The sequence below is a fragment of the Saccharothrix coeruleofusca genome, assembly GCF_014648515.1.
GTDB classification, from domain to species: Bacteria; Actinomycetota; Actinomycetes; order Mycobacteriales; family Pseudonocardiaceae; genus Actinosynnema; species Actinosynnema coeruleofuscum.
The window spans coordinates 67,934-91,661 of the sequence record NZ_BMRG01000003.1 but is presented as its reverse complement, the minus strand read 5'-3'; the positions used below and the strand labels follow the sequence as shown (position 1 = coordinate 91,661).

General features: G+C 71.6%; 26 protein-coding genes and 2 pseudogenes. 10 read left to right on the top strand and 18 right to left on the bottom strand.

The genetic code is table 11. The features are described from left to right. Positions 1-861 (top strand): annotated as a pseudogene (locus IEZ00_RS08855) (chromosome segregation protein); the annotation flags it as partial. On the opposite strand, the gene IEZ00_RS08850 reads toward IEZ00_RS08855, so the two are convergent. Next, complete coding sequence (locus tag IEZ00_RS08850) at positions 843-1,544, bottom strand: alpha/beta fold hydrolase (protein ID WP_189222702.1); 702 nt, start codon at positions 1,542-1,544, stop codon at positions 843-845. The pseudogene IEZ00_RS08855 and the gene IEZ00_RS08850 sit on opposite strands and share 19 nt — an antisense overlap. 98 nt (positions 1,545-1,642) lie before the next feature. Between IEZ00_RS08850 and IEZ00_RS08845 the strand changes: the two genes are divergently transcribed. After that, a complete protein-coding gene (locus tag IEZ00_RS08845; RefSeq protein ID WP_229795331.1) occupies positions 1,643-2,419 on the top strand; it encodes a hypothetical protein in 777 nt (258 codons plus the stop codon). Between the two features lie 36 nt (positions 2,420-2,455). Here the strand turns inward: IEZ00_RS08845 and IEZ00_RS08840 are convergent, their stop codons facing one another. Next, a complete protein-coding gene (locus IEZ00_RS08840; RefSeq protein WP_189222701.1) occupies positions 2,456-3,112 on the bottom strand; it encodes a hypothetical protein in 657 nt (218 codons plus the stop codon). Between the two features lie 207 nt (positions 3,113-3,319). Between IEZ00_RS08840 and IEZ00_RS08835 the strand changes: the two genes are divergently transcribed. The 3 genes from IEZ00_RS08835 to IEZ00_RS08825 are packed head-to-tail and all read left to right on the top strand — an operon-like array spanning position 3,320 to position 5,717. Beyond that, positions 3,320-4,552: a helix-turn-helix domain-containing protein gene (locus IEZ00_RS08835; protein WP_189222700.1), complete on the top strand. Its 1,233-nt coding sequence runs from the start codon at positions 3,320-3,322 to the stop codon at positions 4,550-4,552. Positions 4,553-4,557: 5 nt separating this feature from the next. Then, positions 4,558-5,319 carry a DddA-like double-stranded DNA deaminase toxin gene (locus tag IEZ00_RS08830; RefSeq protein WP_189222699.1) on the top strand — a complete coding sequence of 254 codons (762 nt, stop codon included), beginning with the start codon at positions 4,558-4,560 and terminating at the stop codon, positions 5,317-5,319. After that, the gene (locus IEZ00_RS08825) at positions 5,307-5,717 is read left to right on the top strand and encodes an Imm1 family immunity protein (RefSeq protein ID WP_189222698.1); all 411 of its coding nucleotides are present in this window, start codon (positions 5,307-5,309) and stop codon (positions 5,715-5,717) included. The genes IEZ00_RS08830 and IEZ00_RS08825 overlap by 13 nt, the downstream gene beginning before the upstream one ends. A gap of 114 nt (positions 5,718-5,831) precedes the next feature. Here the strand turns inward: IEZ00_RS08825 and IEZ00_RS08820 are convergent, their stop codons facing one another. Further along, complete coding sequence (locus tag IEZ00_RS08820; RefSeq protein WP_189222697.1) at positions 5,832-6,590, bottom strand: alpha/beta hydrolase; 759 nt, start codon at positions 6,588-6,590, stop codon at positions 5,832-5,834. A 7-nt stretch (positions 6,591-6,597) separates the two neighbouring features. Further along, on the bottom strand, positions 6,598-6,891 hold the full coding sequence (locus tag IEZ00_RS08815) for an Rv1322 family protein (RefSeq protein WP_189222696.1): 294 nt from the start codon (positions 6,889-6,891) through the stop codon (positions 6,598-6,600). A gap of 101 nt (positions 6,892-6,992) precedes the next feature. On the opposite strand from IEZ00_RS08815, the gene IEZ00_RS08810 reads away from it, so the two are divergent. Next, complete coding sequence (locus IEZ00_RS08810; protein ID WP_189222695.1) at positions 6,993-7,202, top strand: FmdB family zinc ribbon protein; 210 nt, start codon at positions 6,993-6,995, stop codon at positions 7,200-7,202. A 10-nt stretch (positions 7,203-7,212) separates the two neighbouring features. On the opposite strand, the gene IEZ00_RS08805 is transcribed toward IEZ00_RS08810, so the two are convergent. The 3 genes from IEZ00_RS08805 to IEZ00_RS08795 all read right to left on the bottom strand — a co-directional run bounded on the left by IEZ00_RS08805 (position 7,213) and on the right by IEZ00_RS08795 (position 10,676). Further along, complete coding sequence (locus IEZ00_RS08805) at positions 7,213-7,788, bottom strand: DUF3558 family protein (RefSeq protein WP_189222694.1); 576 nt, start codon at positions 7,786-7,788, stop codon at positions 7,213-7,215. Positions 7,789-7,825: 37 nt separating this feature from the next. After that, the gene (locus IEZ00_RS08800) at positions 7,826-9,601 is read right to left on the bottom strand and encodes a 3-hydroxyacyl-CoA dehydrogenase family protein (RefSeq protein ID WP_189222693.1); all 1,776 of its coding nucleotides are present in this window, start codon (positions 9,599-9,601) and stop codon (positions 7,826-7,828) included. Positions 9,602-9,803: 202 nt separating this feature from the next. Continuing rightward, on the bottom strand, positions 9,804-10,676 hold the full coding sequence (locus tag IEZ00_RS08795; protein ID WP_189222692.1) for an NmrA family NAD(P)-binding protein: 873 nt from the start codon (positions 10,674-10,676) through the stop codon (positions 9,804-9,806). 134 nt (positions 10,677-10,810) lie between these two features. Here IEZ00_RS08795 and IEZ00_RS08790 point away from each other — a divergent pair, with 134 nt between their 5' ends. Next, entirely contained in the window at positions 10,811-11,446 is a 636-nt protein-coding gene (locus IEZ00_RS08790) for a TetR/AcrR family transcriptional regulator (protein ID WP_189222691.1), read from the top strand. Positions 11,447-11,458: 12 nt separating this feature from the next. Here the strand turns inward: IEZ00_RS08790 and dhaM are convergent, their stop codons facing one another. From dhaM to ribD, 8 genes are all read right to left on the bottom strand, one after another. Further along, positions 11,459-12,139 (bottom strand): dihydroxyacetone kinase phosphoryl donor subunit DhaM, encoded by a 681-nt coding sequence (dhaM, locus tag IEZ00_RS08785; protein WP_189222690.1) that lies wholly within the window; start codon positions 12,137-12,139, stop codon positions 11,459-11,461. After that, complete coding sequence (gene dhaL, locus IEZ00_RS08780) at positions 12,136-12,759, bottom strand: dihydroxyacetone kinase subunit DhaL (RefSeq protein WP_189222689.1); 624 nt, start codon at positions 12,757-12,759, stop codon at positions 12,136-12,138. The genes dhaM and dhaL overlap by 4 nt, the downstream gene beginning before the upstream one ends. Further along, positions 12,759-13,760 (bottom strand): dihydroxyacetone kinase subunit DhaK, encoded by a 1,002-nt coding sequence (gene dhaK / locus IEZ00_RS08775; RefSeq protein ID WP_189222688.1) that lies wholly within the window; start codon positions 13,758-13,760, stop codon positions 12,759-12,761. Before dhaK ends, dhaL begins: the two co-directional genes overlap by 1 nt. Before the next feature lie 157 nt (positions 13,761-13,917). Further along, positions 13,918-15,423, bottom strand: a complete 1,506-nt coding sequence (locus IEZ00_RS08770) for an aldehyde dehydrogenase family protein (RefSeq protein ID WP_189222687.1) — start codon at positions 15,421-15,423, stop codon at positions 13,918-13,920. A gap of 71 nt (positions 15,424-15,494) precedes the next feature. Continuing rightward, the gene (locus IEZ00_RS08765) at positions 15,495-16,499 is read right to left on the bottom strand and encodes a DUF3558 family protein (RefSeq protein ID WP_189222686.1); all 1,005 of its coding nucleotides are present in this window, start codon (positions 16,497-16,499) and stop codon (positions 15,495-15,497) included. Positions 16,500-16,726: 227 nt separating this feature from the next. After that, entirely contained in the window at positions 16,727-16,981 is a 255-nt protein-coding gene (locus IEZ00_RS08760) for a hypothetical protein (protein ID WP_189222685.1), read from the bottom strand. Between the two features lie 11 nt (positions 16,982-16,992). Beyond that, positions 16,993-18,678 (bottom strand): sodium:solute symporter family protein, encoded by a 1,686-nt coding sequence (locus IEZ00_RS08755; protein ID WP_189222684.1) that lies wholly within the window; start codon positions 18,676-18,678, stop codon positions 16,993-16,995. Positions 18,679-18,966: 288 nt separating this feature from the next. Beyond that, entirely contained in the window at positions 18,967-19,707 is a 741-nt protein-coding gene (gene ribD / locus IEZ00_RS08750) for a bifunctional diaminohydroxyphosphoribosylaminopyrimidine deaminase/5-amino-6-(5-phosphoribosylamino)uracil reductase RibD (RefSeq protein ID WP_229795329.1), read from the bottom strand. Between the two features lie 180 nt (positions 19,708-19,887). Between ribD and IEZ00_RS08745 the strand changes: the two genes are divergently transcribed. Further along, a complete protein-coding gene (locus tag IEZ00_RS08745; RefSeq protein WP_189222683.1) occupies positions 19,888-20,094 on the top strand; it encodes a DUF397 domain-containing protein in 207 nt (68 codons plus the stop codon). Positions 20,095-20,116: 22 nt separating this feature from the next. On the opposite strand, the pseudogene IEZ00_RS08740 reads toward IEZ00_RS08745, so the two are convergent. After that, positions 20,117-20,209, bottom strand: a pseudogene (locus IEZ00_RS08740) (endonuclease NucS); the annotation flags it as partial. A 192-nt stretch (positions 20,210-20,401) separates the two neighbouring features. Between IEZ00_RS08740 and cutA the strand changes: the two are divergent. Continuing rightward, entirely contained in the window at positions 20,402-20,728 is a 327-nt protein-coding gene (gene cutA, locus IEZ00_RS08735) for a divalent-cation tolerance protein CutA (protein WP_189222682.1), read from the top strand. Here cutA and IEZ00_RS08730 read toward each other — a convergent pair. Both IEZ00_RS08730 and nucS read right to left on the bottom strand, forming a co-directional pair. Further along, positions 20,712-21,977, bottom strand: coding sequence for a helix-turn-helix domain-containing protein (locus IEZ00_RS08730; RefSeq protein ID WP_189222681.1), 1,266 nt, complete (start codon positions 21,975-21,977; stop codon positions 20,712-20,714). The genes cutA and IEZ00_RS08730 overlap by 17 nt on opposite strands. A gap of 649 nt (positions 21,978-22,626) precedes the next feature. Further along, positions 22,627-23,286 carry an endonuclease NucS gene (nucS, locus tag IEZ00_RS08725; protein ID WP_189222680.1) on the bottom strand — a complete coding sequence of 220 codons (660 nt, stop codon included), beginning with the start codon at positions 23,284-23,286 and terminating at the stop codon, positions 22,627-22,629. Positions 23,287-23,342: 56 nt separating this feature from the next. On the opposite strand from nucS, the gene IEZ00_RS36400 reads away from it, so the two are divergent. After that, positions 23,343-23,728, top strand: a 386-nt coding sequence (locus tag IEZ00_RS36400) for an amino acid permease (RefSeq protein WP_229795327.1), incomplete at its 3' end; no start/stop codon positions are given.

The following is a 23,728-nucleotide window of genomic DNA, read 5'->3' as shown; positions in this document are numbered from 1 at the left end:
CGCAGGCTGCGCGAGGCCACCGACGAGGCCGCCCGCATCCGCGCCCAGGTCGCGCAGGAGCAGGCCGCCGCCAACGCGGAAGCCCAGCGGCTGGTGCGCGAAGCCACCGACGAGGCCGCCCGCATCCGCGCCCAGGTCGCGCAGGAGCAGGCCGCCGCCAACGCCGAGGCCCAGCGGCTGGTGCGCGAAGCCACCGACGAGGCCGCCCGCATCCGCGCCCAGGTCGCGCAGGAGCAGGCCGCCGCCAACGCCGAGGCCCAGCGGCTGGTGCGCGAGGCCACCGAGGAGGCCAACCGCAGGCGGCACGACTCCATCAGCGAGGCCACCGCGCGCGTGCAGGAGGCGACCGACGAGGCCAACCGGCGGGTCCGCGAGGCCACCGAGGAGGCCAACCGCCGGGTCACCCAGGCCACCCAGAAGGTGGACGCGCTCAAGCAGCTGCGCAACCGGCTGTCGCAGCAGCTGCACTCGGTCCGCGCGGCGCTGCACGACGTGACGCCGCTGCTGGACCCGCTGGAGGAGGAGCGCCCCCAGCCCACCAGGGGCCAGGCCCCGGCCGGCCAGGCACCGACTGGCCAGGCCCAGGCCGGCCAGCCCCAGGCCGCCCGGCCCGCGCCCGCCGCCAAGCCGCAGCCCAAGCAGGCTCCGGCCCAGAGTGCGGCCCAGGCTCCTGCCGCGCAGCCGTCGGAGGTGGGGGCCACCGTGGAGCTGGAGACCCCCCGCGCCAAGGCCGACCCCAAGCCCGACGCCAAGGCCGAGGTCAAGGCCGACGCCAAGACCGAGGTCAGGCCGGGACCGGACGGGCCGACCCAGAAGATGCCCCGCCCGACCCCGCCGAAGGCTCAGAGCGCCAAGCGCTGACGCCAGTCCAGCACCGCGTCCGCGAAGGCGTCCGGCGCTTCGACGGGTGCCAGGTGCCCGACTCCCGGCAGCTGGACGAGCTCACCCCGCAGCAGGTCCGCCAACTCGCGGGCCTGCCGCGGCGGCGTGAGGCCGTCGTGCTCGCCGACCACCACCAGCGCGGGCACCCGCGCGGCCCGCAGCAGCTCGGTGGAGTCCGGTCGCGCGGCCATCGCGCGCTGCGCCCACGCCACGTCCGCCGGGTCCTGGTCGAGCACCCAGCCCCGCACCCGTGAGCTCACCTCTTCGGGTGAAGTCGGGGCGAGCAGCGCGGGCACCGTCCCGGCCAGCCACTCGCCGACGCCCTCCGCCTCGGCGCGCTCGGCCACCGCGAGCCGGTTCGCCCTCGCCTCCTCGGTGTCCGCGCCCGCGCGGGTGTCCGCCAGCACCAGGCCCGCGAGCCGCTCCGGCGCCTGCCTGAGCAGCGCCATCGCCACGTAGCCGCCCATCGAGCAGCCGCCCACCACGGCCCGCTCGATCCCGCGCTCGTCCAGGTGGTCGAGCACCCGCCGGGCGGCGGCGGCCAGGTCCGGCTCGCCCTGCGCGCGCTGGTCGGGCGTGATCGGGTCGAGTCGCTCGCGCACCCCGTCCCACATGCGCGAGTCCAGCGGGAACGCGTGCAGCAGCACCAGCGGCAAGTCCATGCCCCGAATTCTCGCCTGCAAGTACCACCCGACGCCTCCGCCGGGGCTGGTAACTACTACCCGGCATCCTGAAACGCTCGACTCGTGGAGGAAGTCCGTTGGGAAGTGACGAGGCCCGCCCAGGGCTGGCACCGGGTTCTCACGGGGTCGCGGGAACCCTGTTCGCCGCGCTCTACGGCGAGCTGACGCCGCGTCCCGACCGGGCTCCGGACACCGATCGCGACCCCTACGGCCAGTTCCACGACCGGGCGCTGGCGATGGGCTGGCTCGACAGCCTGTGGGGCATGAACGACGCCGGGCGGGAGCACCCCCTCGCCGCGCCGGGGTCCTCGCTCGTCACGTGGTTCCAGGTGGGGGTCGACTCGGTGCCCGGCGACAGGCCGTTGCCGGTGCAGCCGTTTCTGCGCTGCGCCGGTGACGTCACCGCGCGGCTCGGCGCGCTGAGGCTCCAGTCGGCGCAGGTGCTGCTGCCCGCGCAGAGCCTGGACGTCTCGGCCCGCCCCCAGCACGCCCGGATGCCGTCGCTGTCCACCGCGGCCTGGTTCGACGACGTGCGATCCGCGACGCCGGTGCACGTCACGCTGGACAGCGGCCAGGACCCGGTCGTCCCCGCCGTGGCGCGACGCGTTCACCGCCTGCTGGGCGAACTGGACCAGAACGTCTTCCGGTGCGAGTCCCTGGCCGAACGGGTTCCGGCGCCTCCGCCCCTGCCGGACACGTTCTGGTCCGGTCCTCCGCATCACCGCGTGACCTTCCGGGGCACGCTGAGCGAGTGGTCGCTGGACGCGATCGGCTGGCTCGGTGGTTTCCTCGCCGACTTGGCCGCCCGGGAAGGCGCGGGCGTGCCGCTGCTGCTCACCGTGACGTCCCCGTGAGGCCGGTGACCACCGCACGGCTGCCCGACCGGGGGTTCAGGTGATCAAAGTGGCCTGCCGCAGTTGGCGGACCAGGTAGAACGCGAGGACCCACGGGATCAGGGGGTCTTCGAAGGTGGTGGTGATCGTGTCGACCGCTCGGGGGACGCCGAGAGGGGATCGGCCCCACAGGGTTCCGCGCACTCCCACGAGAGGTGCGCTGCGCACGCGAAGCAGGACGTGACCTCTGCGCAGGGCCGGGCACGAGCGGGCGGCCAGGGCGGTGCACTCCTCGCACACGGGTGGTTCCGTGCAGGCCATGCCAACGGGCCAGCCGGACCAGTCCGCCCGGTGGTCCTGGAGCAGCCAGAGCGTGCCCCCTTCGTCGGTGTCCGCCGGGTTGCCGCACACCTGGCAGAGGAGGTGCGACATGGCGTGGCGCTGACGAGCGGCGTGGACGACGCCGAACTCCGGTTTGCCCCGGTTCGGCGCGTCAGGGGTGCGTTTGAGCAGGACACCCCGCTCGTCGCGGTCCAAGGGCGTCTCATCGCGGTAACCGATCCCCTGGCCGTCGGGGAGGAGGACCACGGCGGAACTGTCCACCTCCTCAGCCGACCACGCTGTCACGTAGGGCACGGGCAGGCGGCTGACGTACCGCCCCCGGTTGTCGGCGCGGCCGATCGACAACGGCGGTGTTGACGCGGTTGTCCTCATGACTTCCTCCCACTGGAGCGCTGAGCGCCATCCGATTCGCGGCGGCTCCTCCGGCACTCCTCTTCACCCGCCACCACGAATTTCTTTCAGATTGACGCCGGCCGTTTCCGATTCCACTCGACGGGGACACTAGGACCGCTTTCCGCGACGCCCCCAAATATCTTTTGGGCTTCCTTTCGGCTAGTCGAGAATGGGTATCCTCGACTCATGCGGCCGGACACCGAGGCGACCGTGGGCGAACGCATCGCCTACTACCGCAAGCGGCAGGGGATGACCCAGGAAGTGCTGTGCGCCCTGGTCGGGGGGCGCACGACCGAGTGGCTCAGGCAAATCGAGAACGGCAAGCGCGAGGTGGACAAGCTGTCCACCATCGTGACCGTGGCCGATGCGCTGCGAATTCCCCCGTCGACGCTGCTGCCAGGGCCATTCCGGGCAACGGCGAAGCGGGAGGACTCCCTCGGCACCGCCCCGAGCGTCGTTCCGGCCATCGAAGCCGCGATGCTCCGCTACAACGGAATAGCCACGCTGATCGGTGAACCCGACCGAACGCCCGTTTCGCCGGAGCACCTCCGCATTCGCGTGGAGAAAGCGTTCGCGCACTCGCAGACCGAGCGGTGGTCCGAGATGGCCCCGCTCGTTCCGGACATGATCGCGGACGCCTGGCACCTGGTGCACTCCGCCGAGAACGAGGAGCAGAAGCGCACGGCCACCAAGCTCCAAGCGCTGGTGTACCGGGTGAGCTCCGGAATGCTGGACCGGTTGGGCGAGCCGCACCTGCCGTGGATCGCCGCCGAGCGCTCGATGCACGCCGCCGAGGAATCCGGTGATCGCCTCCTGGTCGCGGGTGGGGCGTGGCGACTGGCCGTCGTGCTGCGCCACACGGGCCGCCTGACGGAATCGACCGACGCCCCGGTAGCGGCGGCGGACGCCCTGCGCCCTCACCTCGATTCCCCGCAGTCCTACAGCATGTACGGATCGCTCATGCTGAAAGGCGCCGTCGGGGCGGCCACGCTCGGCGACCACCGGGCGGCGCGGGACTACCTGGCCGAAGCGGCCCGCGCCGCGGAGAAGACCGGGGACCGGAATGACTTCTGGCTCGCCTTCGGCCCCACGAACATCGCCATTCACCGCGTGTGGTTGGCCCTCGAACTGGGCGACCCGAAAGCGGCCGTCTCGGAAGCCGAGCGCGTGCCGCACGACGACCTGCCCGAGGAGTTGTCCGAACGGCGGACCTCGCACCTGATCACCGTCGCCTGGGCGCACTACCTGCGACGGCGCGACCGCGAAGCGCTGGACGCGCTGAACCTGGCCAGGGCGTCCGCTCCCGAACAACTCCTCTTCACCGGGCGGGTCCACTCGATGCTGCGCGGAATGCTCCGGCGCGAACGACGCTCGGTGAAGGGCGACCTGCGCAGGCTCGCGGACTTCGTGGGCGTGTAGCGAGAGTGGCGTCGCTCAAGGAGGTCACCGCACGCATTCGGGCCGCGTGTTCGAAGGGCATCCAAGCGCGGGTGGCGTTGGAACAGGTGGAAGACCTGACCCGAGAAGCACACGACATGGTGGCCCGCGCGTTGGCGGGCGCGCGTTGCCTCGAACCCGACATGGCGCAGGTCCTCGCCGCGTTCCAACGGGTAGTGGACGGGTGCAAGGGCCATCTGTGGCCACTGCTCAACGCGGCTGTGAAAGACGCCGAGAACATCGCGGACCGTTTGTCTGCCGACAACAGCGCGCCTCGACAACCGCAACCGCCCTCGGTTCGACAGCCGGATAGCGGCAACCCACCCGCAGTTCCTGTGGAACAGGTCGAGCGACTGCGGCGTGAACTCCCGCCACCCGTCATGCCCGGAACGGGCCAGAAGACGCGCGGTTACCTGCTGGGCGCGGACGGCACTGCGCAACCGGTTGTCAGCGGCCGTGACGATGATGCCGCTGAGGCGGACAGACGGCTACGCGACATGGGGATGCCGCGGAAGTCAGCCAGGACCGGAGACGTGGAGATCAAACTCGCCGCACGCATGGTCCGCGATGGAATCCGGCACGCGACGGTCCTGATCAACAACGAGCCGTGCGCCGGTCCTTTCGGCTGTGACACCCTCGTGCCGATCCTGCTCCCGGAAGGAGCGACGATCACCGTGCACGGCACGACCGAACAAGGGGAACCCATCCGCAAGCGATACGCAGGAGGTGCTCGCCCGTGGTGGCGCTAGACGCCTGGTACGACCGGAAAGCCACCGGGCCTACGGTCGTCCGCACCCCGGCCGAACTCGATGCCGTGCTGGACACCGTCGTCGGGTGGAACGCGCCCATCACCGTCCAACTGCTCGTCCACGGCGATCCGGGCCACGCCATCCTCGACGTGGGGCTGGACGCCCGCACCAGTCGCGGAGTCCTGTACTACTCAGGCCCCGATGCCCCTGACGCCTGCATCAGCAGGGGACCGGACACCGCCGAGCGCCCTCCCCTCTACTACTTCACCGGTTCGGACACCGAATTCCCGGTGGACGCGGAGATCCCGCTCGCCGAAGCACGCCGGGCCGCGCACGAGTACATGAATTCCGGGGGTGGACGGCCGACCGGCGTCGAGTGGCAACCCAGCTGGAATTAGACCGCACCCCACCCCCCGAGCTGCGCCTGCAAGTACTACCCGACACCTCCGCCGGGGCCGGTAACCACTACCCGGCATCCCGAACGCTCGGTTCGCGGTGTCCGGACGCTCGGTTCAGGGGGTGTGGATGGTGACCTGGCGCCGCTCGCACGGGCCGGACCAGGTGCGGGGCAGCGGGGTCGGCACCTGGGGCAGGACGGCGGACACGATCGCGTCGAGCACCTCCTCGGCCCGCCCCACCATGAGGTGCTTCGCGCCGGGGAAGTCGACCACCCGCGCGGTCGGGAGGTCCGCGCCGAAGCGGCGGCGGGCGGGCTCCGGGGGCAGGTGGGAGTCGTGCTCGGGCACCAGGCACACCACGGGCTTGCCCGAGCGCGCCCACGCGCGCAGGTGCTCGGGACCGCTCCACCGCAACGGGGGCGAGATCAGCACCGCGCCGCGCACCGCCGGGTCGCACCCGTGCATCAGCGCCAGGTCGGTGCCGAAGGACCAGCCGACCAGCCACACGTCCGGCAGACCCAGGCGCGTCACGTGCGCCAGCGCCGCGGCGACGTCCCACCGCTCGCCCACGGCGTCGTCGAAGCGGCCCTCGCTGCGCCCCGCCTCGCTCGCGGTGCCGCGCGTGTTGAACCGCAGCACCGCCACCCCGGCGAGCGCGGGCAGCCGCCAGGCGATCTTGCGGTGCAGGTGGGAGTCCATCATGCCGCCGCGCGTGGGCAGCGGGTGCAGCAGGACCAGCGTGGCCAGCGGCTCGCGCCCCAGCGGCAGGGACAGCTCGCCGACCAGCCGCAACCCGTCCTCGGTGAGCAGGGTGACGGCCTCCCGCCGGGCGGGCAGGACGGTGTTCGCGGTGATCGGGACCGGTTCGCTCACGGCCCGCCTACCAGCGGCGGCTGGTGGGGCCGCGACGGCCGCGCGCGGACCAGCAGCCCTGGTGCCAGTGCCTGCGGTCCTCGACCGACCCGTACTCCGCCGCGGGCCAGGCCACGACGTGCGGGGTGCCGGGCCGGATCTCGTGGTCGCAGCCGGGGCACCGGTAGGTCTTGGTGGTCGCCGCGCCGGAGACGGTCCGCACCAGCCACTCGCCGTCGGCGGCGGACTCGGCCCGCGCCCAGCCGTGCCCGCCGGGCGGGGTCGGTTCGGCGGTGCGCTTCGGGCGGTTGCGGCGGGGCACGGGACACCACGGTAGCCCGCGCACCGGCGGTGATCGCCACCGTCCCGCGGCGTGAGCGCCCGCACTGGCGTCGGCGGTCGGTCAGCGGGGAAAATACCTCCGTGCCGACCTACGAGTTCCGCTGCCGGGCCTGCGGGTCCACCTTCGACGTGCAGCGCCCCATGAGCGAGTCCACCGCGCCCGCCACCTGCCCCCACGGCCACGACGACACGGTCAAGCTGCTGTCCATGGTCGGGCTCGGCGGCAAGGCCACCGCGCCCAGCGGCGGGGGTGGCGGGGGCTGCTGCGGCGGTGGGTGCTGCGGCGGCTGACCGGTCCCGGTCAGCCGTTGGGCTCCTTGGCCAGCAGCACCTCGGCGACCTTCTTGCCCTGGTCGCAGATCGGGCCGAACCGGGCCGAGCCGTCGATCACGATGATCCCGACGCCGCCGCCCGCGTAGTCCATGACCAGCACGCAGGAGGGCTGCACGCTGGGGTCGGTGGTGCGGTCGAAGTAGGTGACCTTGCGGTCGCCCACCTGGAACTCGCCGTTGCTCTGGTCCAGCGAGATCGGCCGTCCCTCGCGGAACCGCAGGGTCACGCCCACGTCCAGGTCGCCCACGCTGGTCTGCCACTTGCACGACTGGTCGAACGTCGCGTCGTAGTCGGTCTCGGTGGGCTTGGCGTTCTTGTCCCGCACGTCGTAGGGCAGGTCGCCCCACCCGACCAGCGAGCAGATGTCGCCGACCGACCCGTCCCCCGCCGGGCGCTTCGTCGTGCTGGGCGCGGACGGCTGCGACGAGAACGGGGGGTCCACGTCGAGCGCCTTCGCCGAGACCGGAGTGCCGTTGACGGTGTAGGAGCAGGCGCTCGTCACGCCGAGCGCCGCCACCAGGAGCGAGATCACCACACGCCGCATGGGTCCACGATGTCAAACGCCCCGGCGGGCCCGCGCATCAGGTGTGGTCCCGGAAGCCCTTGCCGGTCTTGCGGCCCAGCCGCCCGGCGGTCACCAGGTGCTCCAGCAGCGGCGCTGGCGCGAACCCCGGCTCGCGGAACTCCAGGTACAGGGTGCGCTGGATGGCCAGCGAGACGTCCAGGCCCACCACGTCCAGCAGCTCGAACGGCCCCATCGGCAGGCCGCAGCCGACCTTCATGGCGTTGTCGATGTCGTCGGCCCCGGCGTAGTGGGCCTCCAGCATCCGCACCGCGTCGTTGAGGTAGGGGAACAACAGCGCGTTGACGATGAAGCCCGCGCGGTCGCCGCAGTGCACCGGGTGCTTGCCCAGGTCGAGGCACACCCGCCGGGCGGTGGCCACCACCTCGGGGGCGGTGGAGATGGTCTCCACCACCTCGACCAGCTTCATCACCTGGGCGGGGTTGAAGAAGTGCAGGCCCACCACGTCCTCGGGGCGCGAGGTGGCCGCGGCGCACTCGATGACCGGCAGCGAGGACGTGGTGGTGGCCAGCACCGCGCCGGGCTTGCACACCTCGTCCAGCGCCTGGAACACCGCCCTCTTCACCGCCAGGTCCTCGGCGACCGCCTCGACCAGCAGGTCGCAGTCGGCCAGCCGCTCGAAGTCCGCGGCGGGGGTGATCCTGGCCAGCGCGGCGTCCCGGTCGGCCGCCGTCAGCTTGCCCCTGGTCACCGCCTTGTGCAGGGACTTGCCGACCTTGGCCACGGCGGCCTGCGCCTTGGCCTCGGTGCGGGCGCGCAGCACCACGTCGTAGCCGCGCTTGGCGAACACCTCGGCGATGCCGGTGGCCATCGTGCCGGTGCCGACCACGCCTACCCGCCGCACCTCGCGCGCCGGGACGTCCTCCTCGGCGGCGACGGGGGTCAGCGCGTCCGGCACGGCGGTGGGCGAGTCGACGCCGTCGTAGGTGTAGAAGCCGCGCCCGCTCTTGCGGCCCAGCAGGCCCGCGGTGATCATCTGCTTGAGCAGCGGCGCGGGGGCGTGCAGCCGGTCGCGGGACTGGTGGTACATCGTGTCGAGGATCTCGTAGGCGGTGTCGAGGCCGATGAGGTCCAGCAGCGCCAGCGGCCCCATGGGGTAGCCGCAGCCGTGCCGCATGGCCGCGTCGAGGTCTTCGCGCGTGGCGTAGCGCGCCTCGTACATGCGCACCGCGTGGTTGAGGTAGCCGAACAGCAGCGCGTTGGCGATGAACCCGGCGCGGTCACCGATGACCACCGGGCTCTTGCCCAGCCGCTCGACCAGCGCCACCACGTCGGCGACCACGTCCGGCTCGGTGACCACGGTCTTGACCACCTCGACCAGCTTGAGCACCGGGGCCGGGTTGAAGAAGTGCATCCCGACGACCTTGTCGGGGCGTCCGGTGTGGACGCCGAGCTCGGTGATCGACAGCGAGGAGGTGTTGGACGCCAGCACGGTGTCCGGGCCGCAGACCCGGTCCAGCTCGGCGAAGACGCGCGCCTTGAGCTCCATCCGCTCCGGCACCGCCTCGACGACCAGGTCGCAGCCCGCCAGCGCGTCCAGGGAGGTGCCCCAGGTGATGCGCCCCAGCAGTTCGGCGCGTCCCGCCTCGTCCAGCTTGCCCCTGGCGACCGCGCGTCCGGTGGACTGCTCCAGGTGGCACCGGCCGCGCGTCACGCCCTCGTCGTCCACGTCCACCGCGACGACCGCCAGCCCGGTGCGGGCGAACACCTCGGCGATGCCCGCGCCCATGGTGCCGAGGCCGACGACACCGACGGTGCCGAACTGACGCGTCATGGCGATACCTCCCACTCGGACGGAGTGGCTACCAGGCGGTAACTTCAGGCGACTATCGCACGGTCGTCACGTTGCGCAGCCGTGAGCTTCACCATCGGTATCGAACAAGTGAACGATGCAGGGAGCGCGAACCGCGCGTCCAGGAGGCCGGGTAGTAGTTACCGGCCCGCCTGGAGGCGTCGGGTAGTACTTGCAGACGCGGTCAGCGCCAGTGGGCGACGGTGTCCCGGACGTAGTCGCGGAACGAGCGCGGCGGGTGGCCCAGCAGTTCGGTAACGGCCCGCACCTGGGCCGGGTCGGTCGGGATCGGCGCCGAGCCGAGCACTTCGAAGCTGCTGATCCAGTCGGTGAGCTTGCGCCCGGACAACCGCGCCACGAGCGCCTCGCGCCAGTTCGGGTCGTCACCGGTGTAGCGCACCGGCCTGCCCAGCTCCTCCGCCCAGATCCGCGCGCTCTGCTCGCCGTTGAGCGACTCCGGCCCGACGACGTCGTAGGAGCCCGCGGGGAAGTCCGGGTCGGCCAGCGCGGTGACGACCACCTCCGCCGCGTCGCGCAGGTCGACCCGGTTGACGCCGCCGGGGTGCAGCGGCGTCGGGAAGACGCCGTTGAGGATGTCCTCGCGGAAGATCTCGTCGTTCTGGGCGAAGTTGGTCAGGTTCACCAGCACGGGCCGGGTGTCCGAATCGGCGAACGCGGCGGCGATCCGCAACTTGGGCTCGTACGCGGGCATGGCGCGCGCCGCCGCCTGGCGCTGGTCGGGGTCCTGGACGTGGAAGCCCGCGAAGACCAGGCGCGCGCCCGCGCGCTCGACCTCCTCCTTGAAGATCGTCCCCAGCTCGACCTCGTCGGCCTCGTGCGGGGAGACGTAGAACGCCGCCCGCGTGCCCCGCAGCGCCTCGCGCACCGCCTCGCGGTCGCTCAGGTCGCCTTGGACCACCTCCACGGCGTCGGACAGCCCTTTCGCCCGCTGCTTGTCGCGCACCAGCACGCGCACCCGGACACCTCTGCGCAGCGCCTCCTCCAGCACCAGGCCGCCGACCGTGCCGGTGGCGCCGGTGATCAGGACTTCGGACATCGCCGTCTCCTTTGTTGACTTCCAATCAGTGACTTGCGGTCAACGTAGCAGTCCGGCCACCGCGGCACCAGTACTCACTGACTGGGAGTCAATGACTGTTAGGATGACGGCCCGAGCACGCAGAGGAGCAGTCAGTGCCGTCCACCACGCCGACCCGCCGCCAGGCAGCCGCGGCGCAGACCAGGGAGAAGGTGCTCGCGGCGGCCAGGGAGCTGTTCATGGCCTCGGCCTACGAGGACGTCAAGGCGGCCGACATCGCCAGGGCGGCGGGCGTCGCGCACGGCCTGGTCTTCCACCACTTCGGCAGCAAGCAGGGCCTCTACCAGGAGGTGCTGTGCCAGATCGGCCGCGAGGTGCTCGCGCTGCACTGCGACGACCCCGAGATCCCGCTGGGCAGGCGGATCAGGCGCTCCCACGCCGCGCACCTGGCCTACCTGGCCGACCACCGGGACGTGGCGCTGCACCTGGTGCTGCGCCCGCCCGCCCCGGAGTCCGAGGAGTTCGACGACGTCCGCGACCAGGGGCACCGCGAGCTGTGCCGGAACCTGGGCCTGGACTTCGAGCGCCCGGCGGTCCGCCTGGCCGCCCGGCTCTACGCCACCGCCGCCGACCAGCTCGCCAGGGACCACCTGACCAGCGCGGACCCGCTGGACACCGACACGGTCGTGGAGATGCTCGTGGCGGTGCTGATCGGCGCGCTGCGCGCCGCGCGCACCGCCGATCCCGAGCTGGACGTCGACCCGGTCATCAGGGCGCTGGAACTGCCCTGACCCGCTGCGGGGTCAGTCGTCGAAGCCGCGCGCGGCCAGTTCCTCGACCCGCCGCACCGCCTCGGCCGCGTCCGCGCCGGTCGCCTCCACCGCGACCCGCCGGCCGCCCACCGCGCCCAGCGCCATCAGCGCCATCACGCTGCGCGCGTCCGCCGACCGCTCCCCCAACCGCACGACCACCTCGGCGTCCAGCCCGGTCAGCGCCCGCACCAGCAGCGCGGCGGGCCGCGCGTGCAGGCCCACGTCGTTGGTCAGCAGCACCTCGGCCGTCACGGCCGTCGCGGCGGGCACCCCCGACGGCCCGTCGCCACCGGGAGCCGCACCAGCCGGAGCCGCACCGGTGGTGGCGGCTTCGGCCACGGCGGCCAGCGCGGCGCCGCCCTGCGCCGCGACCGCCGCCGCCACCGCGCCCTCGACCAGCGGCGCGTCCACCACGGCCACCTCGCCCGCGTGCTCCTCGGCGGCCATCTCCGCCACCATCCGGGCGCTGCCCAGGTCGAACAGCACCACCACGCCGTCGCCCGAGTCGGCCGCGCCGATCGCCCGGCCGACGTCGAGGAAGTCCGTGCCCAGCCCGCCCGAGCCGTCCCCGCCGGACGGCTCGATCCGCACGTCCGGGGCCATCTGCCCGGCCAACTCGGCCACGCCCCGCGCGAGCAGGGCGCTGTGCGAGACCACCACCAGCCCGATCACCCGGCACCCCCGGCGAAGGTGCGCAGCAGCAGTGACGTCGAGCGCGCGCCGGGGTCCAGGTGCCCCGCGCTGCGCTCCCCCAGGTAGGACGCGCGTCCCTTGCGCGCCACCAGGGGCACGGTCGACTCCGCGCCCATCTCGGCGGCCTCCGCCGCCGCGGTGAGCACGTCCCGCACCCCGCCGGACGCCGCCGCCCGCGCCGCGACCACGGCCGGGGTGAGCGCGTCCACCATGGTCTTGTCGCCCACCTCCGCCTTGCCGCGCGCCACCACGCCCTCCAGCGCCGCGCTCAGCGCCCCGGCGACGGCCTCGGCGTCCAGTTCGGCCGCGTCGCCCACGGACGTGGCGGCGCGCAGGAACGCCGTGCCGTACAGCGGTCCCGCCGCGCCGCCCACGGTCGAGATCAGCGTCGTGGCGGCCAACCGCAGCACGCCGCCGGGCGAGGCGGGCACGTTCTCGTCCAGTTTGGACACCAGCGCGGCGAAACCCCGGTTGAGGTTCTCGCCGTGGTCGCCGTCGCCGATCTCCCGGTCCAGCCGCACCAGCTCGTCGCGGTGCTCGGCCACCACCCGCGCCGCCGCGCGCAGCGCGTCGGCCACGTCCGCCGCCGTGCACCCCATCAGACACCCCACCGCAGCGCGGGGGTGTGCACCGGCGCGTCCCACAGCTCCACCAGCTCGTCGTCCAGCTTCAGCAGCGTCAGGCTCATCCCCTGCATCTCCAGGCTCGTGACGTACGGGCCGACCAGGCGCCGCTCCACCCGGATGCCGCGCTCGGCCAGCAGCCGCTCGGCGATGCCGTGCGCCACATACAGCTCGATCAGCGGCGTGCCGCCCATGGAGTTGGTGAACAGCAGCACCCGGTCGCCCTCGGCCAGCGGCAGGTCCTCCAGGATCGGCTCCAGCAGCGCCCGCACCATCTCGTCGGCGGTGCCCGCGGGCACCCGGCGGCGGCCAGGCTCGCCGTGGATGCCGATGCCCAGCTCCATCTCGTCCTCGCCCAGGGTGAAGCTCGGCTCGCCCGCGTGCGGCACGGTGCACGGGGTCAGCGCCAGCCCCATGGAGCGCACCTGCCCGACCACCCGGCGGGCCAGCGCCTCGCAGCCGTCCAGGTCGACCCCGCGCTCGGCCGCCGCGCCGACCAGCTTCTCCAGCAGCACGGTGCCGCCGACGCCGCGCCTGCCCGCGGTGTAGGTGGAGTCCTGGACCGCCACGTCGTCGTCGATCACCACGGTCCTGACCTCGACGCCGTCCGCGGCGGCCAGCTCGGCGGCGGTCTCGAAGTTCAGCACGTCGCCGGTGTAGTTCTTCACGATCAGCAGCGCGCCCGCGCCGCCGTCGGTGCGCGCCACGGCGTCCTGCACCTGGTCGGGGGTGGGCGAGGTGAACACCGCGCCGGGGCACGCCGCGTCGAGCATCCCGCGACCGACGAACCCGCCGTGCAGCGGCTCGTGGCCGGACCCGCCGCCGGAGATCACCGCGACCTTGCGGGGCACCGGGGCGTCCGCGCGGAGCACCACCGCCGGGTCGTGCCGCACGTCCAGCAGGTCGCCGTGCGCCGCGGCCAGGCCGCGCAGGGCGTCCGCCACGACGGTCGACGGATCGTTGATGATCTTCTTCAAGGCGGCCTCCGATCGACTCTGATCACCTCCATTCCTACTCCACACCGGACACCCCCGAAAGCCGGAGTCGCCGTCACGAGCACGGCAAAACAGCAGGTCAGTGACCTGGAGTAGTGGAGGGACACCGGAGTGTCGCGAAAGCCGACCCCGGCGCGGGTCAGCGGCCGTAGAGGACGCGGATCAGCCGCAGCACGTGGCGGACGGTGCGCGGCCCCCGGTCGTAGGTCATCGGGTCGAGCAGCGTGCCGAAGCGCTTGCGGGTCACCGCGTGCGCGTAGGTGAACTCGCGCAGGCCGTCCTCGCCGTGGATGCGCCCGAAGCCCGAGTCGCCCACGCCGCCGAACGGCAGCGCGGGCACCGAGGCGAAGGCCAGCACCGAGTTCACCGCCACCATGCCGCAGCGCAGCCTGCCCGCCAGCTCCTCGCCGCGGTGGCGGGAGAACACCGCCGCGCCCAGGCCGTAGCGCAGCGCGTTGGCCCGCCGGACCGCCTCGTCGGCGTCGGCGACCCGGTTGACCACCAGGGTCGGCCCGAAGGTCTCCTCGGTGACCGCGGCGGCGTCCTCGGGCACGTCCACCAGCACGACCGGCTCCACGTACGGCGGGCGGACCGACTCCAGCCCGCCCACCACGGCCCGGCCGCCGCGCTCCAGCGCGTCGGCCACGTGCGCGCCGATCACCTCGACCTGGCGCGGCATGGTGATCGGGCCGAAGTCGGCGTCCGGCTCCCCGCCGGGCCGCAGCGCGCGGGCCTTCTCGGTGACCAGCGCGATGAACTCGTCGGCCACCGCCTCGGCCACGTACACCCGCTCCACGCCCGCGCAGGTCTGGCCGGAGTTGAACATCCCGCCCCACACCGCGGCCTCGGCGGCGGCCCGGACGTCGGCGTCCTCGGCCACGATCAGCGGGTCCTTGCCGCCGCACTCGACCAGCACCGGGGTCAGCGACTCGGCGCAGGCGGCCATGACCCGCTTGCCGGTCGGCGTCGAGCCGGTGAACGCCAGCTTGTCCACGCCCGCCCGGCACAGCGCCGCGCCGGTCTCGCCGAAGCCGGTGACCACCTGCAGCACCGGGAACTCCGGCACTACCTCGGCGAAGGTCCCGGCCAGGAACTCGCCCACGCCGGGGGTGTGCTCGCTGGGCTTGAACACCACCGCGTTGCCCGCGGCCAGCGCGTAGGCGATCGACCCCATCGGGGTGAACGCGGGGTAGTTCCACGGCCCGATCACGCCGACCACGCCCAGCGGCCGGTACTCCAGCGTCGCCGCGTGGTTGTGCATCAGCAGGCCGGAGGCGACCTTGCGCCTGCCCAGCACCTTGGCCGCCTGCTTGGCGGCCCAGCGCAGGTGGTCCACGACCAGGCCCAGCTCGATCCGCGCGTCGTCGGCGGACTTGCCGGTCTCGGCGCAGACCAGCGACTGGAACTCGGCCAGCCTGCGCACCAGCAGCCTGCGCCAGGCGTCCAGCCGCGCGCGGCGGCCGTCGAAGCCCAGCTCCGCCCAGAACGCGGCGGCGGACCGGGCGCGGCGCACCGCCTCGACGACCTCGGCCTCGGTGCGCACGGGGTGGTGGCCGACGACCTCGCCGGTGCGCGGGTCCAGCGAGGCGAACCGCTGCTGCTCGTCATCCGGTCGCGCGGTGCTGGCGGCAGCGGTTCGCGTCATGGGGCCCTCCTGGGGAGCACAGGGGTGTTACCCAACGGTAACGGGTGTTTCGGCGGGCTGTCAGCCCTCGATCACGCCCTGGGGATCTTCGCCGCGAGGGCCTGGGCGAACCCGACCGCCGTCGCGCAGCGGTCGAACTCGGTCTTCTTCGGCCCCGCCGACTTGACCTCGACCAGCTCGCCCTGGTTCCTGCCCGACGTGCGCTGCACCCACTTCACCGAGCAGGACGGGAACGCCCCGGTCTCCTGCACCTGGTAGCCCTTGAGCCCGCCGCCGAGGTCGACCTCGGTCTGCGCGTCGTCGAACTTGTTGTCCTCGGGGACGAAGCCCTGCCGGAAGTCCACGCCGAGCTCCCGGTCGCGGTCCTGGGCGACCCACGAGCAGTTGTGCAGCCCGTACGGGTAGTAGCGGAAGCCCGCGCCCACCGCGGCCTCGGCCGTCGCGCGCTCCGGCAGGGCGCACGGGTCCAGGGTGAGCAGCGAGCCCTTGGGCGCGGTCCGGGTGGCCGCGCGGGCCTTGATCCGCTGCACCACCGACTCGGCGACCAGCCTGCCCGGCGCGCAGGCGTCGCCGTCCTTGTAGCCGATCTGGACGGTGATGCCCAGGCCGGGGTTGTCCTGGGTGATCACCGAGACGAAGCAGGCGCTGCCGTCCAGCTCCTGCTCCGCGGCGCGCAGGCCGGCGATCTGCTTGTCGGCGTTGCGCAGCTCCACGGTCATGGTCTGGCCGACCTCGACGGTGACCGCGAGGTCCTTGCCCGCCTTGTCCTCCATGAAGTTGGAGCAGCGGCTGAACCCGCTGGGGGTCTCCTCCTGGGCCGGCTTGCCCAGGCGCTGGAGCACCTCGTGGTCGAGCAGCCCGCACGGGTCGGTCAGCCGCAGCCTGTCCGGCGCGAAGGCGGGGTCCGCGGGCTGGCCCGAGGCGGCGGTGGTGGCCGGAACGCCGGACGGGTCGCCCGCGTTCTCCGCGCCCGCCGGGATGGTGGTGCGCGGGAACCGCTGCTTGCTCAGGTCAGCGCCTGCGCAACCGGCCAGGACGAGCAGGGCGCCCAGCAGGGCGGCGACGAGACGGGGCACGACGTGCACGGTAGCGACCGGTTGCGCCATTCGTGGTCACAACCCCGTGTTCCTCCTCACGGTGGCCTTCGGGAACGATTCAGAAGGTCACTTCGCTGTACCGGGTGAAGACCCCGCGAGGAGAGGAGTTCCATGCGCACCCGAATCCGGCGCGCCATCCGCAGGCTCGACACCTGGACCGTCGAGGCCTTCAACCCGGTGTACCCGCACCACCCCCGCCGCGTCCGCTAGGACGTCCGCCGGGACTCGGCCTCCGCGTCGTCGGGGACCACGATCGGGCGCAGGGCGGTCCAGGCGGCGAACACCGCCGCCAGCGCCAGCATCCCCACCCCCGACCAGAGGTTGACGTTCCACCCGTCCGCCTTGGCCAGGTCGGCCTCGTCGGTGAAGCCGAGTCCGACCACCACCAGGACCACGCCGTACACGGCGAACAGCATCGCGATGACCAGTCGCAGGTCGAACAACCCGGCTTTGCGCGCCACGATGACCTCCCTCAGCCGAAGATGATGTTGAGCACGGCGGTCAGGACCAGCACACCGCCGCCGAGCAGCGCGGGCGAGCGGTACCACCCGGCGTCCTCACCGGTGGTGGAGTGCTTGCGGTCCTCCTTGGGCGTGAGGCTGTAGACCAGGCCCACCAGCCGCTCCTGCGGCACCGGCCTGGTCACCATGGTCACCGCCACGCTGACCACGATGTCCACCACGAACGCCACGCCCGCGCCCAGGAAGCTGGCGCCCTGGCCGGGCAGGTCGAGCACGCCGGTCTCGGCCAGCACGAACACCAGCACCGCGCCCAGCGTGCCCGCCACCAGGCCCGCCCAGCCCGCCGCCGCGGACATCCGCTTCCAGAACATGCCCAGGATGAACGTGGCGAACAGCGGCGCGTTGAAGAACGAGAACAGCGCCTGGATGTAGTCCATGATGTTGCCGTAGCCCGCCGCCAGGAACGCGGTGAAGATGGCCACGATGGTGCCGCCGATGGTGGCCAGGCGGCCGACCCGCAGGTAGTACTCGTCCGGGCGGTCCTTGCGGACGTAGTCCTGCCACAGGTCGTAGGTGAACACCGTGTTGAACGAGGACACGTTCGCCGCGACACCGGCCATGAACGAGGCCAGCAGACCCGTGATGGCGATGCCCAGCATGCCGTTGGGCAGCAGGTCGCGGATCAGCAGCGGCAGGGCGTTGTTGTAGACCACCCCGGAACTGGCGTCGCCCGCCTTGAGCGCCTGCACCTCCGGCACCACCACCGCGGCGATGATGCCGGGGATGATGATGATCGCCGGGATCAGCGCCTTCGGGTAGGCGCCGATGATCGGCGTGCGCTTGGCCGCCGACATGCTCTTGGCCGACAGCGCCCGCTGCACCTCGGCGAAGTTCGTGGTCCAGTAGCCGAACGACAGCACGAAGCCCAGGCCGAAGACGATGCCGATGACGCTGAGCACCGGGTTCTGGAAGCCGGTCAGCTCGGTCGCCGGGTAGGCCGACAGCTGCTCGGCGCCGCCGGGGCCCGCGGTGACCTTGTCCACCAGGCCCTGCCAGCCGCCGACCTTGTGCAGGGCCGCCAGGGTCAGCGGGAGCAGCGCGGCGACGATGACGAAGAACTGCAGCACCTCGTTGTAGATGGCGGCGGACAGGCCGCCCAGCGTGGTGTAGGCCAGCACGATCGCCGCGGCGATGACCACCGACAGCGGGATCGGCCAGCCCAGCAGCAGGTTCAGCAGCGAGGCCAGCGCGTAGAGGTTGACGCCCGCGATGAGCACCTGGGCGGCGGCGAAGCTGACCGCGTTGACCAGGTGGGCGCCGGTGCCGAAGCGGCGGCGCAGGAACTCGGGGACGCTGCGCACCTTGGAGCCGTAGTAGAACGGCATCATCACCAGGCCGAGGAACACCATGGCCGGGATCGCGCCGATCCAGTAGTAGTGCACCGTCGGCATGCCGTACTGCGCGCCGTTGGCGGCCATGCCCAGCAGCTCGATCGCGCCCAGGTTGGCGGAGATGAACGCCAGGCCGGTCACCCACGCGGGCAGCGAGCGCCCGGACAGCAGGAAGTCCAGGCTCGTGGACACCGACCGGCGGGCCAGGAACCCGATGCCGAGCACGACGACGAAGTAGACCGCGAGCAACGCGTAGTCCAGCGGTCCGGCGTCCAACCGGAGATCCGCCTCGGCCAGCACGGGCACCTTCGCCCACCTCCCTGTTCGCAGGATCGAACAACAAGCCCCAACAGCGGACATTACGCCACACCGATGTTGACCCGGCGCACCGGACCGTAGACCAGTTGGACGATCTCCGCCGGAGATGGCTACCCGCGCCTAAACCCCTGCTCACGGCACGTTCCCCCCACCGAGTGACCCTCCACCGCGCCCGCTTCCCCCACCCGCGAGTCGCGCGCTCACGCACCGCGAGTCGCGCGTTCCGACACCGCGAACCGAGCGTTCGCGACCTCCGGTGGTACTTGCCGACGCGACCTAGCGCCGCACCGGCCGCGCCACCAGCCGCACGTCGCTCCCGGACCTGGCCACGTCGACCAGCTCCAGCCGGAGGATGTCGGACATGCTGCGGATGCCCGCGTCCTGCAGGCCGCTCTTGCCCGAGCCCAAAAGCGCGGGAGCCACGTAGTTCACCACCCGGTCCACCAGCCCCCGCGCGATGAAGCTGCCCGCCAGCGTCGGCCCGCCTTCGAGGAAGACCCCGCGCACCCCTCGGGCGAGCAGTTCCGCCAGGACGTCGTGGAGGTCGAGCCCCCGGTCGGCGCGCCTGACCCGCAGCACCTCGGCCACCCCGTCCAGGTGCGAGGCGTCGGCGTCCTCGGCCACCACGATCAGCGTGGGCGCGGCGTCGTTGCAGACGTTGGCGTCACGCGGCGTCCTGGCATTGCTGTCGATCACCACCCGCAGCGGCTGCCGCTCCGGGTTGTCCACGATCGACAGGTCGAGTCGCGGATCGTCGCTACCGCGCACGGCGAGGTTGGGGTTGTCCGCCCGCTGGGTGCCGGAGCCGACCACCGTCGCGTCGCAGCCCGCGCGCAGCAGGTGCACCTCGGCGCGGCTCTCGGCGCTGGTGATCCACTGGCTGGTGCCGTCCTCGGCGGCGATCCGACCGTCGAGGGTGGCGGCGAACTTGTAGACCACGAAGGGGCGTCGCCGGGTCTCGATGACCGACTCCCATTCGTCCCGGCCGACCAGCTCGTCAACGCTGAGCGTCCCCACCCAAGTCCCCTTCGCCACCAACCGCGCGGATGAACTCGTCGACGCTCGGGAGCGCCCGCCACCGGAGCATAAGGGCAGTGCCGGGTCCTTCGCGTCCGCCAATTTTCCACCCACTACCCCGACCATGGACACCACAACGAGCGTTCGTGGCCGAGAGCGACAGCAGCGAGGAGGAAGACCATGGGTGAGGCAGGTCTGTCGGGCGCGCCGTGGCGGAAGAGCAGCTACAGCGGCAACGGCGCGAGTTGTGTCGAGGTAGCTCCCGTCCACGGCGCGGTCGTCGCGCGCGACTCGAAGAACCCCACGGGACCGGTGCTGCGCTTCAAGTCCCGCCGGTGGGTGTCGTTCCTCCACGCGCTCGAAAACGGCGCGTTCGGGCCACAGTAGCCGCGAAGAAGGCGCGTGCCGCTCAGAACAGGCGGAACTCGTCCGGTTCGATCCCGCGCAGCGCGTCGTAGTCCAGCACCACGCAGCGAATCCCCCGGTCCTCCGCCAGCGTCCAACTGCCACCCAAGATTCTAACCAAGCGGCACTTCACCAGAACCCGCACCGGAGCAGGCAATTCGGATCACAGCCCGAGCGAAAGCCCTTTTATCCTGACTGTCCACTCAGACCCGCACTTTGCCAACTACATTTACCCGATCGGGTTTGCCGCATATTTCATCGCGGTAATTCTCGCGCATACACTGTTCGCATGACTGACGGCCTGCAGGTAACCACGACAACCGCCGACCGTGACTCCGCAGCAGACCTGGCTCGCTCTGCCGTGGCCGCCCACTTGGCGGCAAGCGCCCAGGTGTCCGGTCCGGTGACGTCGTTCTTCTGGCACCTGGACGAACAAGGTGAAGGCGAGGAGTGGCAGGTGACGTTCAAAACCACGACCGAGCGCTACCCAGCGCTGGAGGCGCACCTTCGCCGTGAACATCCCTGGGACAACCCCGAGGTGACTGCCCTGCCGCTCGTCGCGGCCTCCGAGGACTACCTCGCCTGGCTGCGTCGAACGGTCACACCTGAGCAGTAGCCAGTAGACCTGCGGTCTCGATCGCGCTGGACACCATCGGCAACGAGCGGTGCGGCTTCAACCGCCGGACTACCTTCCGGATCTTCTCAGCAGGCCGCACCGACCCCACTCCGCTTGCCAGTCGCGCGGCGCGCTCCGTGATGGTCGCGGCCTGCTCCACCTCCCCCGCATCGAGGTAGGCGTGAGCCAGCGACGTCAGGTACATCGCCTTGTCGCGAGCATGAGTGTCGCCGTAGCGGCTGAGCACATCCTCCAAGACGGGCACGGCGCGAAGCGGACGCCGGAGCTGCGTCCAACACCGACCGGCCATGATCTTGATCTCGTCTTCATCCACCCAGAAGACCCAGTCAGGTTCAGGGCGTTCATCCCGCTGGTGAACCACTTCGGCAGCTTCAGCCAAGGCACGATCAGCAGCGTCGGCTTGACCGGCGACAGCGTGCGTCCACGCCATCCGCTCCAGCAGGAGGGCTCGAACCTTCGGCGTGGCCTGCCGCTCCGCGATGGCGTACGAGGCGGTAGCCGTCTCGACGTTCGGCTTGTCCACGGTCACCTGTTGGTAGGCGAGGAACGCGAGGGCGTTGCCGGCTAGAGCTGCGTCCTCGGCTTCCTTGGCCGCCGCGAAACTGGTGGTGTAGTGCTGCTTCGCTACGTCGTGCATCCCGGCATCGAAGGCCGCCCACCCAGCGAGCTGCGCTTGCTCGGCGATGACTGCCGTGCACGCCTTGCGGACCGCAGTCGTACAACTGGCTTCGCGCACCAGCTTCGTGGTTGCCGCCAGCTCGGTGGCGTAGAGGTGAACGGTGTCGGCACCACCGAGGTAGTCGTCCAGGCGGCGGAGCCTGGCAGTGCGCATGAGCATCATCCGCACGTCGCCCACGCCCAGTCGAGAGCCCACCTCTGACCGCGCAACACCTGGCAGGGTCACTGCCAACCCTGCCATCGCTCCAAGAAATTCTCGCCGCTGCACGTCATCTCCTCCGTGGTGCTCTCGCTGTTCAAGCCGACGCCTGGCCTTGGCGGCCGCAACCGCTCGCTTCACAATGCCCACGGGAATACCGAAGCTGTCGGCGTAATGCTGCTGCCAGTACGGCGTCAGCATCCGCTTTTCAGTCTCCCAGCGAGACACTTCATTGCGAGTGACCGCACGACCGGCACGTTCGGACAGCACATCGGCTTGCTCGCTCTGCGAGCGCCCAGCGCCAGCGCGAAGCCGGCGCAGCAACTCCCCGATGCTCGTCGGCTCGCGCATAGGATCATCCTGACGGGTGAGTAGGCGGGACGTCACCATTGTGGCCCCTGTTTCTGGCCACTCCTCGCCATATGGCCCCCTTTCCGGGCGACTCCGCCCGAACGGTCTAACGCCCACGCTGAGTCCGGTAGCAGTGTCGGACGATCAACACGGAATAGCGCACCGATCAGGTTGCGGTACACCGCGAAGCTTCGAACCGACATCCGCGGGCAGGTAGACGCCATTCAGCGCAACGCGCATCGACAACAGAAGGGCAAGCCGGTGCCGAATACGAATCCCGCTCGGAAGCGGCCGGTCGTCCCTGGAGCGGCTGGATGCGCTCCTACGCCGTGTGGAGGTCCGCACGTGAAAAAGCCGGGAGAGGACCCTGCCGAAGTAGCGGCACAGCCGCTGTGCACCGAGGAAGAGTTCGCCCACATCATGCGCGTGATGGCCGAGGACCAAGCCCCCCGACTGTTCGCCATCGTGGAAGAGCACGGTGAACGAGCCGGTGGCAGGGTCGCGGGCTACGGCTTGGCCTACGGCGACCGCGTGGAGGTCAACTCGGTGGAAGGCGGCTTCCACCTGATCTCCCGCAGCGCGGAGCGCGCTTGCCAACTGTTCGAGATCTCCGCCGGGGCAAGGGGTGCGCGGACGCACCTGGTGTGGCTCAGAACAGGCGGAACTCGTCCGGTTCGATCCCGCGCAGCGCGTCGTAGTCCAGCACCACGCAGCGGATGCCCCGGTCCTCCGCCAGCGTCCGCGCCTGGGGCTTGATCTGCTGGGCCGCGAACACGCCCTTCACCGGGGCCAGCAGCGGGTCGCGGTTGAGCAGCTCCAGGTACCGGGTGAGCTGCTCCACCCCGTCGATCTCCCCGCGCCGCTTGATCTCCACGGCCACCGCCCCGCCGGAGGCGTCCCGGCACATCAGGTCCACCGGGCCGATCGCGGTGGGGAACTCGCGGCGGACCAGGGTCCAGCCCTCGCCCAGCGTGGTCACGTGCTCGGCCAGCAGCTTCTGCAGGTCGGCTTCGACGCCGTCCTTGACCAGGCCGGGCTCGGGGCCGAGTTCGTGCTTGGAGTCGTGCAGCACCTCGGCCAGCGTGATGATGAGCTTCTCGCCCGCCTTGTTCTGCACCACCCACATGCCGGGGTCCTCGATGAGCCAGCAGGGCGGGCTCATCCAGTTCAACGGCTTGTACGCGCGGTCGTCGGAGTGGATGGAGACCGACCCGTCGGCCTTGATCAGCAGCAGCCGCTGCGCCATGGGCAGGTGAGCGGTGAGGCGTCCGACGTAGTCGACCTGGCAGCGAGCGATGACGAGGCGCACGGCGGACAGGCTACGGGGTGCGGGCGCTCCGTGGCGGACAGGTACCGTCGGGGGTCGTGTCCCTGCTGAAACCCCTGCTGCGCACCAAGCCCGTCGGACAGCCACCCGATTCGCTCGACCGGCGCATGGGACTGCTGTCGCTGACCTCCCTGTCGATCGGCGCGACCCTGGGCACGGGCATCTTCGTGGTGCTGGGGCAGGCCGCGCCGGTGGCGGGTCCGGCGGTGTCGGTCTCCTTCGCGGTGGCCGCGCTGGCGGCGCTGTTCTCCGCGCTGTCCTACGCCGAGCTGGCGGGCGCGGTGCCGGTCTCCGGTTCGGCCTACTCCTACACCTACGCCACGCTGGGCGAGCTGGTGGCGTGGGTGTGCGGGTGGTGCCTGCTGCTGGAGTACGGCGTGTCGGTGGCCGCCGTGGCGGTGGGGTGGAGCGGCTACCTCAACGC

Coding starts and splice junctions, on each gene's coding strand:
- IEZ00_RS08850 (WP_189222702.1), bottom strand. CDS start 1,544: ATGGACTTGCCGCTGGTGCTGCTGCACGCGTTCCCGCTGGACTCGCGC.
- IEZ00_RS08800 (WP_189222693.1), bottom strand. CDS start 9,601: ATGACGCGTCAGTTCGGCACCGTCGGTGTCGTCGGCCTCGGCACCATG.
- IEZ00_RS08835 (WP_189222700.1), top strand. CDS start 3,320: ATGCGGCCGGACACCGAGGCGACCGTGGGCGAACGCATCGCCTACTAC.
- IEZ00_RS08770 (WP_189222687.1), bottom strand. CDS start 15,423: ATGACGCGAACCGCTGCCGCCAGCACCGCGCGACCGGATGACGAGCAG.
- IEZ00_RS08745 (WP_189222683.1), top strand. CDS start 19,888: ATGGGTGAGGCAGGTCTGTCGGGCGCGCCGTGGCGGAAGAGCAGCTAC.
- IEZ00_RS08805 (WP_189222694.1), bottom strand. CDS start 7,788: ATGCGGCGTGTGGTGATCTCGCTCCTGGTGGCGGCGCTCGGCGTGACG.
- IEZ00_RS08730 (WP_189222681.1), bottom strand. CDS start 21,977: ATGCGCGAGCCGACGAGCATCGGGGAGTTGCTGCGCCGGCTTCGCGCT.
- IEZ00_RS08840 (WP_189222701.1), bottom strand. CDS start 3,112: ATGAGGACAACCGCGTCAACACCGCCGTTGTCGATCGGCCGCGCCGAC.
- IEZ00_RS08795 (WP_189222692.1), bottom strand. CDS start 10,676: ATGTCCGAAGTCCTGATCACCGGCGCCACCGGCACGGTCGGCGGCCTG.
- dhaL (WP_189222689.1), bottom strand. CDS start 12,759: ATGGGGTGCACGGCGGCGGACGTGGCCGACGCGCTGCGCGCGGCGGCG.
- cutA (WP_189222682.1), top strand. CDS start 20,402: ATGACTGACGGCCTGCAGGTAACCACGACAACCGCCGACCGTGACTCC.